General features: G+C 40.7%; 15 protein-coding genes and 1 tRNA gene. 3 read left to right on the top strand and 13 right to left on the bottom strand.

Annotated features, from left to right (window positions below; translation table 11 throughout):
• Positions 1-200 precede the first annotated feature (200 nt).
• Positions 201-746 carry a hypothetical protein gene (locus tag T7867_RS08380; RefSeq protein WP_273275954.1) on the bottom strand — a complete coding sequence of 182 codons (546 nt, stop codon included), beginning with the start codon at positions 744-746 and terminating at the stop codon, positions 201-203.
• Between the two features lie 236 nt (positions 747-982).
• A tRNA-Lys gene (locus tag T7867_RS08375) sits at positions 983-1,055 on the bottom strand.
• A 71-nt stretch (positions 1,056-1,126) separates the two neighbouring features.
• Between T7867_RS08375 and T7867_RS08370 the strand changes: the two genes are divergently transcribed.
• Positions 1,127-1,864 carry an SH3 domain-containing protein gene (locus T7867_RS08370; RefSeq protein WP_068218028.1) on the top strand — a complete coding sequence of 246 codons (738 nt, stop codon included), beginning with the start codon at positions 1,127-1,129 and terminating at the stop codon, positions 1,862-1,864.
• Here the strand turns inward: T7867_RS08370 and T7867_RS08365 are convergent.
• From T7867_RS08365 to T7867_RS08315, 11 genes are all read right to left on the bottom strand, one after another.
• The gene (locus tag T7867_RS08365; protein WP_456115151.1) at positions 1,861-3,039 is read right to left on the bottom strand and encodes an NADH-quinone oxidoreductase subunit D; all 1,179 of its coding nucleotides are present in this window, start codon (positions 3,037-3,039) and stop codon (positions 1,861-1,863) included. The two genes, T7867_RS08370 and T7867_RS08365, sit on opposite strands and share 4 nt — an antisense overlap.
• 38 nt (positions 3,040-3,077) lie before the next feature.
• Entirely contained in the window at positions 3,078-3,560 is a 483-nt protein-coding gene (locus T7867_RS08360) for an NADH-quinone oxidoreductase subunit C (protein WP_273275949.1), read from the bottom strand.
• Entirely contained in the window at positions 3,550-4,071 is a 522-nt protein-coding gene (locus T7867_RS08355) for an NADH-quinone oxidoreductase subunit B (protein WP_273275947.1), read from the bottom strand. The genes T7867_RS08360 and T7867_RS08355 overlap by 11 nt, the downstream gene beginning before the upstream one ends.
• Complete coding sequence (locus T7867_RS08350) at positions 4,071-4,538, bottom strand: NADH-quinone oxidoreductase subunit A (RefSeq protein WP_322300077.1); 468 nt, start codon at positions 4,536-4,538, stop codon at positions 4,071-4,073. Before T7867_RS08350 ends, T7867_RS08355 begins: the two co-directional genes overlap by 1 nt.
• A gap of 2 nt (positions 4,539-4,540) precedes the next feature.
• Positions 4,541-5,173, bottom strand: coding sequence for an LON peptidase substrate-binding domain-containing protein (locus tag T7867_RS08345; RefSeq protein WP_322300076.1), 633 nt, complete (start codon positions 5,171-5,173; stop codon positions 4,541-4,543).
• Positions 5,174-5,216: 43 nt separating this feature from the next.
• The gene (icd, locus tag T7867_RS08340; protein ID WP_068218006.1) at positions 5,217-6,443 is read right to left on the bottom strand and encodes an NADP-dependent isocitrate dehydrogenase; all 1,227 of its coding nucleotides are present in this window, start codon (positions 6,441-6,443) and stop codon (positions 5,217-5,219) included.
• 74 nt (positions 6,444-6,517) lie between these two features.
• Positions 6,518-7,336, bottom strand: a complete 819-nt coding sequence (gene panB, locus T7867_RS08335; protein ID WP_068218003.1) for a 3-methyl-2-oxobutanoate hydroxymethyltransferase — start codon at positions 7,334-7,336, stop codon at positions 6,518-6,520.
• Between the two features lie 65 nt (positions 7,337-7,401).
• Complete coding sequence (locus tag T7867_RS08330; protein ID WP_273275941.1) at positions 7,402-8,223, bottom strand: mechanosensitive ion channel family protein; 822 nt, start codon at positions 8,221-8,223, stop codon at positions 7,402-7,404.
• A 25-nt stretch (positions 8,224-8,248) separates the two neighbouring features.
• Positions 8,249-8,752 carry a phosphoribosyltransferase family protein gene (locus tag T7867_RS08325; RefSeq protein ID WP_068217996.1) on the bottom strand — a complete coding sequence of 168 codons (504 nt, stop codon included), beginning with the start codon at positions 8,750-8,752 and terminating at the stop codon, positions 8,249-8,251.
• A 5-nt stretch (positions 8,753-8,757) separates the two neighbouring features.
• On the bottom strand, positions 8,758-9,228 hold the full coding sequence (locus T7867_RS08320; protein ID WP_084375592.1) for an Lrp/AsnC family transcriptional regulator: 471 nt from the start codon (positions 9,226-9,228) through the stop codon (positions 8,758-8,760).
• 94 nt (positions 9,229-9,322) lie between these two features.
• On the bottom strand, positions 9,323-10,522 hold the full coding sequence (locus T7867_RS08315) for a tol-pal system protein YbgF (RefSeq protein WP_322300075.1): 1,200 nt from the start codon (positions 10,520-10,522) through the stop codon (positions 9,323-9,325).
• A gap of 109 nt (positions 10,523-10,631) precedes the next feature.
• On the opposite strand from T7867_RS08315, the gene T7867_RS08310 reads away from it, so the two are divergent.
• Both T7867_RS08310 and T7867_RS08305 read left to right on the top strand, forming a co-directional pair.
• Complete coding sequence (locus tag T7867_RS08310; protein ID WP_322300074.1) at positions 10,632-11,276, top strand: hypothetical protein; 645 nt, start codon at positions 10,632-10,634, stop codon at positions 11,274-11,276.
• Positions 11,277-11,357: 81 nt separating this feature from the next.
• Entirely contained in the window at positions 11,358-14,348 is a 2,991-nt protein-coding gene (locus T7867_RS08305) for a glycosyltransferase family 117 protein (protein WP_322300073.1), read from the top strand.
• The last annotated feature ends 34 nt before the right edge of the window (positions 14,349-14,382 follow it).

Below are 14,382 nucleotides of genomic sequence, written 5' to 3'. Positions count from 1 at the left end.
AATATGTATTCAGGATTAAATGACTGCCTTGGTAATAGTGCCCAGCAGCCTGCCATTACTCACAAAGTATAGCTGAGTATTAAAAAATCTGAACCCGATAAAAAATAGATCAAGGGAGGCAAAATGCCTTTTTTAGCTCTTATAAATCCTCTGGAATAATGACCAAGAGCATCATCAAATGCTCTCAATAGTAGGAATGATTACACCTCGCGCGGAGGTTCAGTAGGAACATCTAGCTTTAGAGTAGAGTAAAAATGATTGCTTTCGATTGCTTTAGTGGCCTCTACCAAGCCAGAAAAGGGTCTTTCACCCAAGATTGATTTATTGAAATTGAATTCTTTAGAAATAACTTTTGCTTGCAGCTTACCCACAGCATCTAAGGGTGAGTCTGCTTCTGTGGTTGAGATCCATTCATTAATTACCGACTCTAAAAATATCTTGTAGTTATCGGCAACTACTTTCATCTCCAAAGTATCGTTTCTGTAGCGCTGCTCTAATACCCTATAGAACTTACCTCCTTCTTCATAAGAAGTATTTACCACTTTGAACTCTTGATCATCTGGCATGTAAGGCACAGAGATAGGCACCTTAATCAGTTCAATATTACTTTCATCGAATGATTCGGCATAGATTTTCTCAGACCACTTGTTATCAATATGCTTGCCCACCCAATAGTCTGCCGCAAAGTATCCGAACTGATACATTGCCAAACAAAGAAGGAGCAATATGGCCGAGAGTTTCTTCAAGAGAAATGTTAATAATCACTAAATCTAAAGAAAACTGTTTAACTAAAAAACATTATCCCGGCTAATGATTCGTAGATTTCGAATATGCTATTATCACCAGTTTTCTCGGAGAAATTGAAAAGCCCTCAACAGAAAAGCACTTTACTTATCTGGAAAATTGTTTTAGATAGCGAACGGTTTCTGAACCAAGAGGCAATAAAAAAAGCCTCTGAAAATTCAGAGGCTTTTAGGAGATGTGATCTGGCTGGGGCTCGAACCCAGGACCCTCTCCTTAAAAGGGAGATGCTCTACCAACTGAGCTACCAGATCAAGAATTTTTTTTGTGTGATTAAGGTCGTTTTCCTTAATTGCGAGTGCAAAGGTAAGACCTTAGAAACAAAATGCAAAACAGAGCTTTCAAATTTCTACATTTAATATTCATCGGAATCATTTTTATTTCTCAAACCGCTGTTTCACAGTCGGTTACAAATGAAATAAAAGAAGCAGATTCTTTATTCTCCGCGAGAAGATATACTCAATCGCTCAGAATTTACGAGAAAATCTACACCGAATCACAAGAAGCAACGCCCGCAATGCTGCTAAAAATGGCTTACAGCAATGAGGCAATGGGCAATCTTGGAAAAACTTTTCTCTATCTGAACGACTATTATCGCTTAACTGCAGATGAAGACGTGCTAAAAAAAATGGAGCAACTCGCCACGGTAAATGGTTTAGAGGGCTACAACATGTCTCAGTTTGAGCAGGCTAAAAAGATTGTAGAAGACTATAAGCTTCAGATTTTAGGAGTGCTATTCGCGCTATGTATTCTGATACTCGGAATGATGTTCAGGAAAATCAGGAAGCACAACATCAAATCACCTAGCCTGGCCATTAGCCTTGTGATTGTACTAGCCTTAGTATTCTATGTCACCAACCTGAACGCTAATAAGACAAGGGCTTTGGTTATGCAGAGTAACGCCTACCTAATGACTGGCCCTTCGGCTGCCGCAGAACTCATTGAAGTGGTTGGACAAGGCCATAAAGTAGAGGTAATAGGGAAGAAAGACATTTGGTACGAAATCAAATGGAGAGGTCAGAGAGCTTATATCAGGGAGAATAACCTGAGGGAACTACTCTAGCGATCTACTTCGCCCAGCACTATATCAATTGAGCCAATTACCGCTATAAGGTCTGCTATTTGACCACCTTTAGCGAGCTCATTGATGATGGAAAGGTTGACAAAGCTGGCTCCTCGAGCTTTGCAGCGGAAAGGAATATCCGATCTTCCGTCTGCTCTAAAGTAGAATCCAGTTTCACCCTTAGGGTTTTCTGCCCTTACATATAAATCTTGAGCTTTAGGACGAATCTTTTTCGGCACCATAGCATGAGGGTCAAAATCACGATCTCGTTTATGCTCTTTAGTCAGCTTTTCTAGTGACTGCTCAATGATTCTGATGGATTCATAGCACTCTTGTACGCGAACCCAAGTCCTGTCCCAACAATCACCTAACTGTCCCATCTGACCCTTCCCTACAGGGATTTCGAAGTCTATTTCTGGGTAAACCGAATAGGCATCAACTTTTCTCAAGTCATATTTTAGGCCAGAGCCTCTGAGCATCGGGCCAGTAATGCCATAATTAATGGCCAAATCTACTGGCAACACACCCACATTGGCCGTTCTATTGACGAATATGGCATTATCGATAACTACATTTTCTAGCTCTTTAAGCTTAGGTTTTAAGTACTGAACAAATTCCAAGCACCTTTCTTCAAAGCCTACAGGCAGATCGTAAAACAGACCTCCTACCCAAATGTAATTGTAAAGCATTCTGGCACCAGAAACCCATTCAAGCAGCCTGAGAATGTGCTCACGATCGCGCATCATCCAGAAGAAGGCAGTTACCGCCCCAATATCCATTCCGTAGCTACCAAGTGCAACAAAGTGAGAGGCCAACCTATTCAACTCAGCCACAACCACACGAATGTACTCTACGCGCTTCGGAATATCTTTATCAATACCCAGCATGCGCTCTACTCCCATAGCGAAGGAGTGTTCGTTATTCATGGCAGCCAGATAGTCCATTCTATCCGTAAATGGTAAAGTTTGATTGTAAGGCAGGTTCTCCGCATGCTTTTCAAAGCATCTATGCAAATAGCCAAGGTGAGGCACAACCTCTACAATCTGCTCTCCAGAAGTAACTACCTCCAAGCGTAGCACTCCGTGGGTAGAAGGGTGCTGCGGACCAATATTCACAATCATCTCATCATGCTTCAGGTCTTCCTGACGGAATTTCTGAGGCGCTGATCTATTCAGATTCTCGTTATCGAATATGTATTGAACTTGATTGGCCACTAATATTTTACTTTCATTCCACGGTAATAGATCTGCTCCTCGTAGTCTTTTCGCAAAGGGAAGCCTTCCCAATCTGCAGGCATTAGAATTCTTCTTAAATCTGGGTGATTGTTGAAATGAATGCCGTACATATCATACACCTCGCGCTCTTGCCACTCGGCAGTTTTCCAGAGCTCTACCAGTGAACCTACCACAGGCTTCTCTCTATCTAGCATTACTTTGATCATTAAATGTAGATCATTCGGAATGGAATAGAGGTTATAAATCACCTCCATGGTTCCAGCCTCTGGACCATTATCTAGGCCAGTAATGCAAGAAAGCATATCGAAATAAAGTTGGTCGTTCGCATGAAGAAAGCCCATTACTTCTACCAAGCTCTCTGCAGGAACTACAATTCCTTGAGGAGTAGCATTTTCAACCACTTCAAATGCTTTCTCCGGGAAGTTTTCTTCCAGCAATATTTTAATTTCTTCAGCTTTCACTTTCTGCCAATAGTTTTTCAACCGCTTTGGGGGCTACAATAGACTCACTTCGAATTTTGTCTTGAAGCTTAATAAGACCACCAATTAAAGCCTCAGGCCTCGGAGGGCAGCCTGGTACGTAAACATCTACTGGAATGATTCGGTCTACTCCTTTTACCACATGGTAACCATGCTCCCAGTAAGGGCCTCCACAATTGGAGCAAGAACCCATTGAAATAACATATCGCGGTTCGGCCATTTGCTCATAAAGCCTGCGAACACGATCGGCCATTTTAAAGGTAACCGTTCCTGCCACAATCATTACATCAGACTGTCTAGGACTTGCCCTAGGAATAACTCCGAATCTATCTAGGTCGTAGGGTGTAGATTGGGCACTCATAAACTCAATAGCACAGCATGCCGTCCCGAAACCCATCGGCCACATTGAAGAAAGCCTAGCCCAATTAATTAGGTCTTCTAACTTGGAGATGATTATTCCTCCTTGTCCGAGTTGCTGATCGAGTAACCCCATTAATCCATGTATTTTTTGTATGCCTCTGTAGGTATTTTAGACACAAAGTCTGAAGGTTTTTGCTGAGGCTTTACCCAGTCCAAATAACCTTTTCTCCAAGCATAAACCAACCCTAAGGCCAGTATAAAAATGAAGATGAACATTTCTGCCAAGGCAAACCATGCCCATTGCCAATCGGTTCCTTCAATCATTTGCTTATCGCCAAATATTATGGCCCACGGAAAAAGGTATATTATCTCCACTTCGAACAAGAGGAAAATTAGGGCTACTATATAAAACCGCAAGTTAAACTGACCCCAGGCTGAGCCAACTGTATCTTCTCCAGATTCATAAGTAGTTAACTTCTCATAGTTCGGTCGGTTTGGCCGAACAAGTTTTGCTACGAATAACATAACCGTTCCGAAGACCAAGGCCCCTAAAATAAAAATGAGAATGGTACCGAATTCGGAAAGATTGCTTTCGATCATACTTAAAAGTTCAGCGGATCATGATGCTGAAAATGGCCGTTCATCTTAATCTTCTCCTTGGCTCTTTCCATTTCACTAACCAACGGCAAAGCCCTTTTGAGATGATTGATCATATAGGACTGTCTTTGAGACTCCCTAACCATCTGAAGCATGTCATACTCCTGCTCCAAAGATAAGCCTAATTTATGTGCTAACTCAAACGAATTCTCAACGAGATTTACATCAAAAGCACTTTCCATCTTTAAAACCTCAATCAATCGCTTAGCTAGCGCGCGTAGTTCCTGCCATTGTTCGGGGTTCTGATCATGAATATTCTCAATTGGCTCAACCTCTCCCCCAGCATAAAGCTTGGACTCTAACTTCTCTTGGAAGGAGAAAATTTGCACAGCATTGGTACATCTGGTAATAACATCCATCTCACCAGTAGGGTAGCGCTTCACCAACTTCTCAACCTTCATTTCGCTACCGAAATCTCTAATCATTTCATTGAACAGAGGGATAACAAAAGTTTGGTCTGACTCTAGACACTCGTTGATAAGCTGCTTATACCTTGGCTCGAAAATATGCAAGTTGACTTGCTCTCCGGGAAAGGCAACCAGCTTTAGCGGAAAAAAAGGAACAACTCTTTTAGCCATGAAAAAACACTTTATTAAAAAAGCCCCTGAACGGGGCTTTTGTTTACATGTTTTTCACAATTTCTTCTCCGAATTCGGAGCACTTGAGGAGCGTTGCTCCATCCATCAGTCGTTCAAAATCGTAAGTAACTCTTTTAGAGGCGATAGCCTTTTCCAGTCCTGAATAAATAAGGTCTGCAGCTTCCTGCCAGCCGAAATATTCTAGCATCATAGCACCAGAAAGAATTACTGAACCAGGGTTCACCTTGTCTTGACCAGCATACTTTGGTGCAGTACCGTGAGTTGCTTCAAAAATTGCAGTACCTGTTTTGTAGTTGATGTTTGCACCAGGAGCAATTCCGATACCTCCAACCATAGCGGCTAAAGCATCAGAAACATAGTCTCCATTAAGGTTCAAGGTAGCAATTACTGAATACTCAGCAGGTCTAAGTAGAATTTGCTGAAGGAAAGCATCGGCAATTACATCTTTGATAATCACTCTGTGACCATCCTTTTCGATCACTTGCCAAGGTCCTCCCTCATAATCTTGAGCACCATATTGGTCTTTAGCCAATTCATAACCCCAAGATTTAAAGGCACCTTCAGTGAACTTCATGATGTTACCTTTATGAACAAGGGTAACTGAATCTCTTTTTTGGTCGAAAGCGTAATCAATAGCTCCTTTAACCAATCTATGAGTTCCTTCTTCAGATACCGGCTTAATTCCGTAGCCAGCTGAATCTGGGAATCTTACTTTTTTGAATCTAGTTGGGAAGTTCTCTTTCAACAAGTTCGCAAACTTAGCAGCATCTTCTGTTCCTTTTTCGAACTCAATACCTGCGTAGATATCTTCAGTATTCTCTCTGAAAATAACCATATCACAAAGACCTGGCTCTTTTACCGGAGAAGGAGTTCCTTGGAACCATCTAACAGGGCGCACACAAGCATAAAGATCTAGCTCTTGACGAAGTGCTACGTTGAGTGATCTGATTCCGCCTCCAACTGGAGTTGTAAGAGGCCCCTTAATTCCCACCAAGTACTCTCTAAAAGCTTCTAATGTAGCAGCAGGCATCCACTCACCTGTTTCATTAAAAGCTTTCTCGCCTGCTAAAACTTCTTTCCACTGAATGGATTTAGCTCCATTATAAGCCTTAGCTACGGCACTATCCAATACGTTTTTTGCAGCAGGCCAAATGTCTACACCCGTACCATCTCCTTCAATGAAAGGAACCGTAGGGTTATCAGGAACATTCAGCACACCGTTATTGATGGTTATCTTTTGTTCACTCATGATTAAGCTTTAGAATTTTTTTAATTAAAAATTTAGGATGCGCAATGTAATAAAATATGTCTTTTTTAAGATTACTAGTAGCTTTCCTTTTCGTTAGGAAAGTCGCCAGATTTAACATCTTTTACGTAATTGGCAACGGCTTCATTTACAATATCTCCCACTTGAGCATATTGCCTCAAAAACCTTGGTTTGAATTCTGCGGTGATTCCCAACATATCGTGCATTACTAACACCTGACCATCTGTATGCGGCCCTGCACCAATACCTATAGTTGGAATTTTGATTTGTTCTGAAACTCGTTTGGCTAACTCTGCTGGTATTTTTTCTAACACAATACCAAAACAGCCACACTCTTCTAGCAACTTAGCGTCAGAAATGAGCTTTTCTGCCTCTTCTTCTTCTTTAGCACGCACCGCATACGTACCAAATTTATAGATAGACTGTGGCGTAAGTCCCAAATGCCCCATTACAGGCACACCAGCACTGAGCACTCTGGTAATAGACTCTTTTATTTCAGCACCACCTTCCATCTTTACCGCGTGCGCACCAGACTCTTTCATTATTCTAATGGCAGAGCGCAATGCTTCTGAAGAATTACCTTGATAGGAACCGAAAGGAATATCTACCACCACAAAAGATCTGTCGACAGCTCTAATCACCGAGCTGGCATGGTAAATCATTTGGTCTAAAGTGATGGGGAGGGTAGTCTCATGGCCAGCCATTACATTTGAAGCCGAGTCTCCCACCAAAATAATATCCACTCCAGCACCATCTATCAATTTGGCCATAGAATAATCATAAGCAGTAAGCATAGAGATTTTCTCTCCTCGCTCTTTCATGCCTTGAATTTGGTGTGTGGTTATCTTCTTTATTTCTGATTTATGAATGGACATGCCTATAAAATTAAAGGGGTAAATATAATCATTTACCCCTTTGTGATATGTTTTGAATCGATGTTCTACTTTTCGTTATAAACGTGGACATCTCTTTGCGGAAAAGGGAAAGAGATACCTTCTTTATCGAACTCCAATTTCACTTTTTCTATCATATCGAAGTTCACATTCCAGAGTTCAGAAGTGTCTGTCCAGGCTCTTACCTGAATATCTACACTACTATCTCCAAGGTTAGTAACACGAACAAATGGAGCAGGATCTTTGTGAATACGCTCATCTGCAGCTAGCAAGTCTTGAATAATCTTTTTTGCCTTTTCAAAGTCATCAGCGTAGTCAATTCCGAACACCTTATCCCATCTCCTTTTTTCTTCATGAGAGAAGTTGGTGATATTAGAATTTGCAACAGAACCATTTGGAAGGTAGATAATCTTATTATCTGTGGTTCTAAGTATTGTATTGATGATAGTAACTGAATGAACAGTACCAGACTCTCCATTTACCTCAACAAAATCGCCTGCTTTAAATGGCTTAAGCGTAAGAATAAGCATTCCTCCTGCAAAATTGGATAAAGAACCCTGTAGCGCTAAACCAAGTGCTAAAGACAAACCACCTAGCACAGCAACCAAACCTGTTGTATCAGCACCGAATCGTTCAATTACGGCAATAAGTAAAACAGTAATTAGTCCAATTCTAGCAACACCAACCAAGGTTGGGATTAGAGTAGGATCTACATTTCTTTTGGTTAAAATCTTTCTGAGAGTAGAAACCAATCTTTTGATAACCCATAGACCAACTATGAGTATAACGAAGGTTAAAAGTAGGTTTAAGGCGAAAGCAATTATTGCTGCGCTATGCTCATTCCAGAGTTCTTGTAAATCAAAGTCCATCTTATATGTTTTAGTTTAAGAAAAATTAGTACAAATAGGCGCCAAACTCCTCCTCTGTCAACTTCACATGGATATGTTCTTCTATAGTTGTTCCCAACTCGAACCCTTTATAGTCTACAGCTACAGGAAAACGCTTATGAGTTCTGTTAACTAGCACGGCCGTCTGAATGTTCCGAACTGGCATTTTCAAGAAAGGATCGAAAGCATAAATCATGGTTCTACCCGAGTTCAACACATCATCTACCACAATTAGGGTGAAGTCTTGAACATCGGGTTCTGCAGAATAGCTTACAATGGGCTGACGTTTAGCATCTTTATCGATGTCTATTCGAATAAGCTCAACTGGTATCTCAGAAATGGCATTCATTTCTTTTTGAATCAGCTGCGCAATTTTCTCTCCATTGTTGGCTATACCTGCTAAATAGATTTTTTCTGCATCGTGGTTATTCTCATAAACCTCGTAGGCCATTCTTCGAATGATCTGCTCGATCTGAGACTTCTCCAAGATGCGCTTCTGATTTGTAGACATAAATGCTATTCTGGAATTGGCATTACCTTGCTATCCTTAAAGGTAGAGAGGATGACCATTGACTGCAAGTTGTCTACCACAGAAATATCACTCACTTTTTCTAGCATTAACTGCTGATAAGAGGCAATATCTTTGGCTATTACTTTCAATACAAAGTCGCCAGAACCTGTAACGTGATGACACTCAATAACCTCTTCGATTTTATTGATAGCCTCCATGAAAATCTCAATATTGGACTTGTTATGTCCTTTTAAAGTGGCATATACAAAAGTGCTCACCCCCATACCAATTTTGTCGGTATCTAGCTTGGCATGGTAGCTTTTAATTATTCCTGAATTTTCTAGCTTCTTCACCCTTTCTAAGGTAGGAGCTGGCGAAAGGCCAATTTCTTTCGAAAGCTGAGCATTCGTGATTTTAGCATTCGACTGTAAAATGTCGAGTATCTTTCGGTCGATTTTATCTAGTTTCAGATTCACGATTTATATAATTAGATGCAAAATATAATTCGGTACAAATGTATAAATATCGAAGAATATTTTATACACTTCAAGAGATATTCGTCTCGCAGAATTATGTCCGTTTTTTTATTTCCTTCTTTAAGTCTCTGGCTTTCTCGTTGAGACTCTCCCTTCGCTTGGTGTTGTCGCGAATGATATCTATGCGGTCCATCGCGCTCTCATATTGACCAGATTCAACCTCATATTCGGCCAAATAATACTGAGAATACAAATAGTACCCAGAGTCTTCCTCATCTACCAGACTCTCTGTAAAGTTGATGACATTTTGAAAATGAGTAGCGGCAACATCATCGTGCTTTTTCATTTTGTTGAGATGCCCCAAGTAAAAACTTGCGTATCGTCCACTAATTTCTTCATACCCCGTTTGTCCTTGCTCTATTCTGTTTAGAATTTCGGTAGACTCAGCTGCGGCTTTGTCGTACTGACCAACGGTATAAAGCATTCTGGCATAAAACCGATGAAAGTAGGCGTTGTCCGGATATTTTTGATGAACGTATTCACCAAGTCTTAGCGCATCAAAGGTTTCATTAGTTTCAAAGGCCTTTATGCGCATTAGAAAATAAGTAGCCTCAATTCTCGTATAGAAGGCACTTTTAGCCACTTCATTGAGTTGCTTTAGGCCAAGTTCCTTATCTCCTTTAGGAAAAAATAACAGCACAGGCCTTAACATAGGATAGGTTTCTCTGATCCAAATGGAGTAGTAATTAAAGAGGGCATCTCCAAAAAGAATCTCTGGGCTAAAGCTCTTATTACCCTGGGTTATTTCAAGGTACTTCAAGGCATTTTTGCCGGCACTAGCTGCCCTCATCCAGTTTTTCTTTTCTGAGTGATAGCGACCAACAAAACCGTGTGCTCCTGCCAAAAAGAAAGCTGCCTCTATGTTAGATTCATCTGCATCGTAAATAGCCTCTGCCTTGGTAATGGTAGTATCCATGTAGGCCAGAAATTCATCGCCTAAAGGTGACTCTTTATCCAAATTGGGCATCATTTGCCACCAGGTACTTATCCCGAACAGGAAGTATGGTAGCGGATGATCTGGGTAGTTGTACTTCATCCAATTAAACTCTACCTCTGCTTTGTGAAACTTGAAGTTGTACATATTGTCTACAGCATCTGTAATCTGAAGCTGCAGAGCCATATTCAACAACAAATATTGTGTAGAATCAGAAGATTGTTGAACAGTAGATGCCCGAGACACGCCTCCGCTCAGCAAACACAAAATCAGAAAAGACCTTAACGCTAAATTCTTCATACTCAATATTCAGGCAATATTACTGCCGCTTATTCCAATAGCCATACACTGACACAAATTTCTTATTGGCTTCGTCCTTAAATCGTACTTTTACTGCAAATAGTTTCGAATGCCAAGAGAATACAGCAAACTAGAATTACAGGTTAGAGAATTAACCAACTTCAACAGAGTCCTGTTTTTCATTGTGGTTTGTGCCATTTACTTTGTGCTGGTATACGTGCAGCAGACCTTTATAGTAAACGAGATTGCTGCATTTAAATTTTTAGAAGGGCCACAAGCGCTCATCTTTCGAATTATAGCAGGCTTTAAGTTACTATCAATCCCTATTGTATATGGCCTGAAGTTTACTATTGTAGGTTTTATTCTTTGGGTGGGCTGTTTTATGTGGGGCTACAATGTGCCTTATAAAAAGTGCTGGACAATAGCTATGATTGCTGAAGTGGTGTTCTTTGTGCCTACATTAATCAAGATTTTCTGGTTTATGTTTGTACAAACCGACCCTAATTATTGGGAGTACACGGCCTTTTACCCTCTCTCTTACATGAATTTCTTCGATTATAATGAAGTGCGAGAAAAGTACTGGTATGTGAACCAACAACTCAATGTTTTTGAAATCGTCTATTGGGTAGTACTGACTTATGGGGTAGATTTTGCCGCTCGTAAGAAAAAGTCTGTAGCCAATGCCATAGTGGCCACCTCTTATATTCCTCTGTTTTTACTATGGCTATGGTTCTACATTGGTGTTTACGAATAGTACTCTAGGGTTTTGGATTAATAATTTTTAACCGTTGCCCTATCATATTTTTACTATTTTCACGCCTCAAATAGCTTTTAAATGACAGATTTTAAGAAGACTAATAACCTTGTGGGTTGGGGTGTATTTTTGGTTTCCCTAATTACCTACGTGCTCACCGTTGAGCGAACCGCTAGTTTCTGGGACTGTGGAGAATTTATTGCCATAGCTTACAAACTAGAGGTGTCTCACCCTCCGGGAGCTCCCCTCTTTATGCTCATAGGTAGACTTTTCTCTTTTCTGTCTTTTGGTGATGTAACTAGAGTGGCTTACTGGGTTAATATGGCCAGTGTGCTTTCTTCCGCCTTCACTATTCTGTTCTTGTATTGGACCATAGTGATGCTAGGTAGAAAGATAATTTCTGCAAAAATAGGTAAAGAGACTCCAACTCAGAAGTTGCTTTTATTGGGCTCTGGTGCTATTGGAGCCTTAGCTTTTTCATTCACAGACTCATTCTGGTTCTCTGCTGTAGAGGGCGAAGTCTATGCCATGTCTTCTTTCTTTACCGCAGTGGTATTCTGGGCTATTCTAAAGTGGGAATTGGTAGACGATGAAAGTAGAGCTAATAAATGGCTGCTTTTCATTGCTTATATGATCGGACTTTCAACCGGAGTTCACCTGCAAGTTTTAGTTACGCTTCCGGCCTTAGGTCTAGTATATTACTTTAAGAAATACAAGAAGCCTACTTGGACTGGCGGTATTTTGGCTTTAGCGTTTAGCTTATTTCTTGTACTCTTCATCAACTCTTTTATTATTCCAGGGCTACCGAGTATTGCTGGTAAATTTGAGATCACCTTTGTAAATGCGTTTGGACTTCCTTTTGGTTCTGGTGCATTGTTCTTAACCATCATTGTTATTGCGCTCATCATATTTGGGCTCAGATATACTGTTAAGAAGGAAATGGTGAACCTGAACACACTGATTCTCTCTATGGCGTTTGTGCTCATTGGCTATACTTGTTACGCTGTAATTTTAGTTCGTTCGAGAGCAGATCCGCCAATTGACCAAAACAACCCTGAAGACGTAATGACCTTTGTGTCTTACCTAAAGCGGGAGCAATATGGAAGCCGTCCGTTAGTTCATGGTCAGTATTTTAATGCGCCAATCACAGACTACGTTGAAGGTGCTCCTGTATACTACAAGGCAGAAGACGGATACAAGATCTCTGACTACAAAATGGATTATGAATATGACCCAGCTTACACCACTCTCTTACCTAGAATGTGGAGTTCTGCCCCTGGTCATGACAGAAAATATATGGAGGTAACTGGAGTTACTCCAGGTGAAATTCCAAGCTTTGGAGACAATCTGAGGTTTATGTTTAGACATCAGATTGGACATATGTACTTGAGGTACTTCATGTTCAATTTTGCTGGAAGAGAGAGTGATATTCAAGATGCAGATTGGCTCAGCCCTGTTTCTAGTAATAAAGGCGTTCCTGAAACTATCATCAATAACAAGGGTAGAAATCAATATTATATGATTCCGCTCATCCTTGGCCTAGTGGGCTTCTTCTTCCAATTCAACAGAGACCCTAAAGGTTTTTCGGCAACACTAATGCTTTTTATATTAACTGGTGTAGCCTTAGTAGTTTACCTGAACTCTCCACCAATTGAACCAAGAGAACGAGACTATATTTACGCAGGCTCATATTACGCTTTTGCCATTTGGATTGGGCTATCTATGCTGGCCATAGGTGGCGCACTAGCCAAGCGAGGAAAAGCACTGGCAATAGGCACTTTAGCCCTCGGGGCTATTGCACCAATAATTTTAGCTGCTGAAAACTGGGACGATCACGATAGATCTAACAGATACTTCTCAGTAGACTCAGCGAGAAACTTCTTAGCCTCAGTGGCACCAAATGCCATTCTGTTCACTGGTGGAGATAATGACACCTTCCCGCTTTGGTACATTCAGGAGGTTGAAGGATTCCGAACCGATGTTCGTGTAGTAGTATTGAGCTACTATGCCACTGACTGGTACATTGAGCAGACAGCAACCAAGATGAATGAATCGGAGGCATTCCCTTACTCTTTGACTATAGATAACTATAGACAGGGAACCAACGATGTACTTTATGTAAACGAACTACCGCAGTTTGCTGGCCAAGCCATAGACCTAAAAGAATACATAGATGTGGTTAGAAGAGATGTTCCTCAATTCAAGAGAACTTTTGCTTCTGGAGCCGAAGTGATGCTAATACCTGCAGAAACTTTGACTATGCCTATAGATACAGCTGCGGTTTTAGAAAAAGGACTCGTTCCTGAAAGCCTAGAACCTTATCTGGTAGATAGAATGTACTTCGACTTTAAAAGAAATTCTCAAGGAGAAGTTGCCTCTAGAACTGTAGATAAAGGCCAAATGATGTTGTTCGACCTGATTGCTCAAAACAACTGGGAGAGACCTATTTACTTCAACTATACTTCTGTGAACGCATTGAATTGGGAAGCAGAGCCTTATTTGGTACAAGAAGGTATGGCTTATAGACTTTTACCAGTTCAAAAGCCTCAAAACATGAGAGACTTGGTAAACACGGACCTCATGTACGATAACTTGATGAACAAAATGCAGTTCAGAGGTTTGGACGATCCTAGTGCCAACCTCAATGAAGACTACAGAGGTTTTGTTCAGAATCATAGATCAATGATTACCACTTTAGCTGAGGGCTTGATCATAGAAGGCGATTCTGCCAGAGCTAAAGAAGTCCTTGACTTTGGTATGGAGAAAATGCCTGTTGAAGCTGTACCATACGATGTATCTACTGTAGGTTTTGTAGAAGGATACTTCAAAATTGGTGAAGACGAAACAGCTCTGAAAATGGCTATGGAAATGGCCGAACAGTTCAATTCAGAGCTTACCTACTTGCAAAATAAAATGAGATACAACGACTTTAGTTTTAGGTCTAAATCTCAAGGTTTGAGATACATCCAATTACTATTAGAAGAGTTTGGTAAAACCGATGAAGCCACAAAAGTTGGAGACATGCTACAAGAGCAACAAGTACGTATGCAAATTGACAGAAGTACATTTTAATAGATAAGAATCAAAAAAAGGGTCTCTAGCTTGG

The organism is Roseivirga spongicola, assembly GCF_034376045.1.
GTDB classification, from domain to species: Bacteria; Bacteroidota; Bacteroidia; order Cytophagales; family Cyclobacteriaceae; genus Roseivirga; species Roseivirga spongicola.
Note: the sequence above shows the minus strand (reverse complement) of the source record. Positions and strands in the feature narration are given on the sequence as shown.

Bases quoted from the DNA above. Each gene is read 5' to 3' on its own strand.
- T7867_RS08350 (WP_322300077.1), bottom strand. From the start codon at position 4,538: ATGATCGAAAGCAATCTTTCCGAATTCGGTACCATTCTCATTTTTATT.
- T7867_RS08330 (WP_273275941.1), bottom strand. From the start codon at position 8,223: ATGGACTTTGATTTACAAGAACTCTGGAATGAGCATAGCGCAGCAATA.
- T7867_RS08370 (WP_068218028.1), top strand. From the start codon at position 1,127: ATGCAAAACAGAGCTTTCAAATTTCTACATTTAATATTCATCGGAATC.
- panB (WP_068218003.1), bottom strand. From the start codon at position 7,336: ATGTCCATTCATAAATCAGAAATAAAGAAGATAACCACACACCAAATT.
- T7867_RS08310 (WP_322300074.1), top strand. From the start codon at position 10,632: ATGCCAAGAGAATACAGCAAACTAGAATTACAGGTTAGAGAATTAACC.
- T7867_RS08315 (WP_322300075.1), bottom strand. From the start codon at position 10,522: ATGAAGAATTTAGCGTTAAGGTCTTTTCTGATTTTGTGTTTGCTGAGC.
- T7867_RS08345 (WP_322300076.1), bottom strand. From the start codon at position 5,173: ATGGCTAAAAGAGTTGTTCCTTTTTTTCCGCTAAAGCTGGTTGCCTTT.
- T7867_RS08305 (WP_322300073.1), top strand. From the start codon at position 11,358: ATGACAGATTTTAAGAAGACTAATAACCTTGTGGGTTGGGGTGTATTT.
- icd (WP_068218006.1), bottom strand. From the start codon at position 6,443: ATGAGTGAACAAAAGATAACCATCAATAACGGTGTGCTGAATGTTCCT.
- T7867_RS08325 (WP_068217996.1), bottom strand. From the start codon at position 8,752: ATGTCTACAAATCAGAAGCGCATCTTGGAGAAGTCTCAGATCGAGCAG.
- T7867_RS08355 (WP_273275947.1), bottom strand. From the start codon at position 4,071: ATGGGGTTACTCGATCAGCAACTCGGACAAGGAGGAATAATCATCTCC.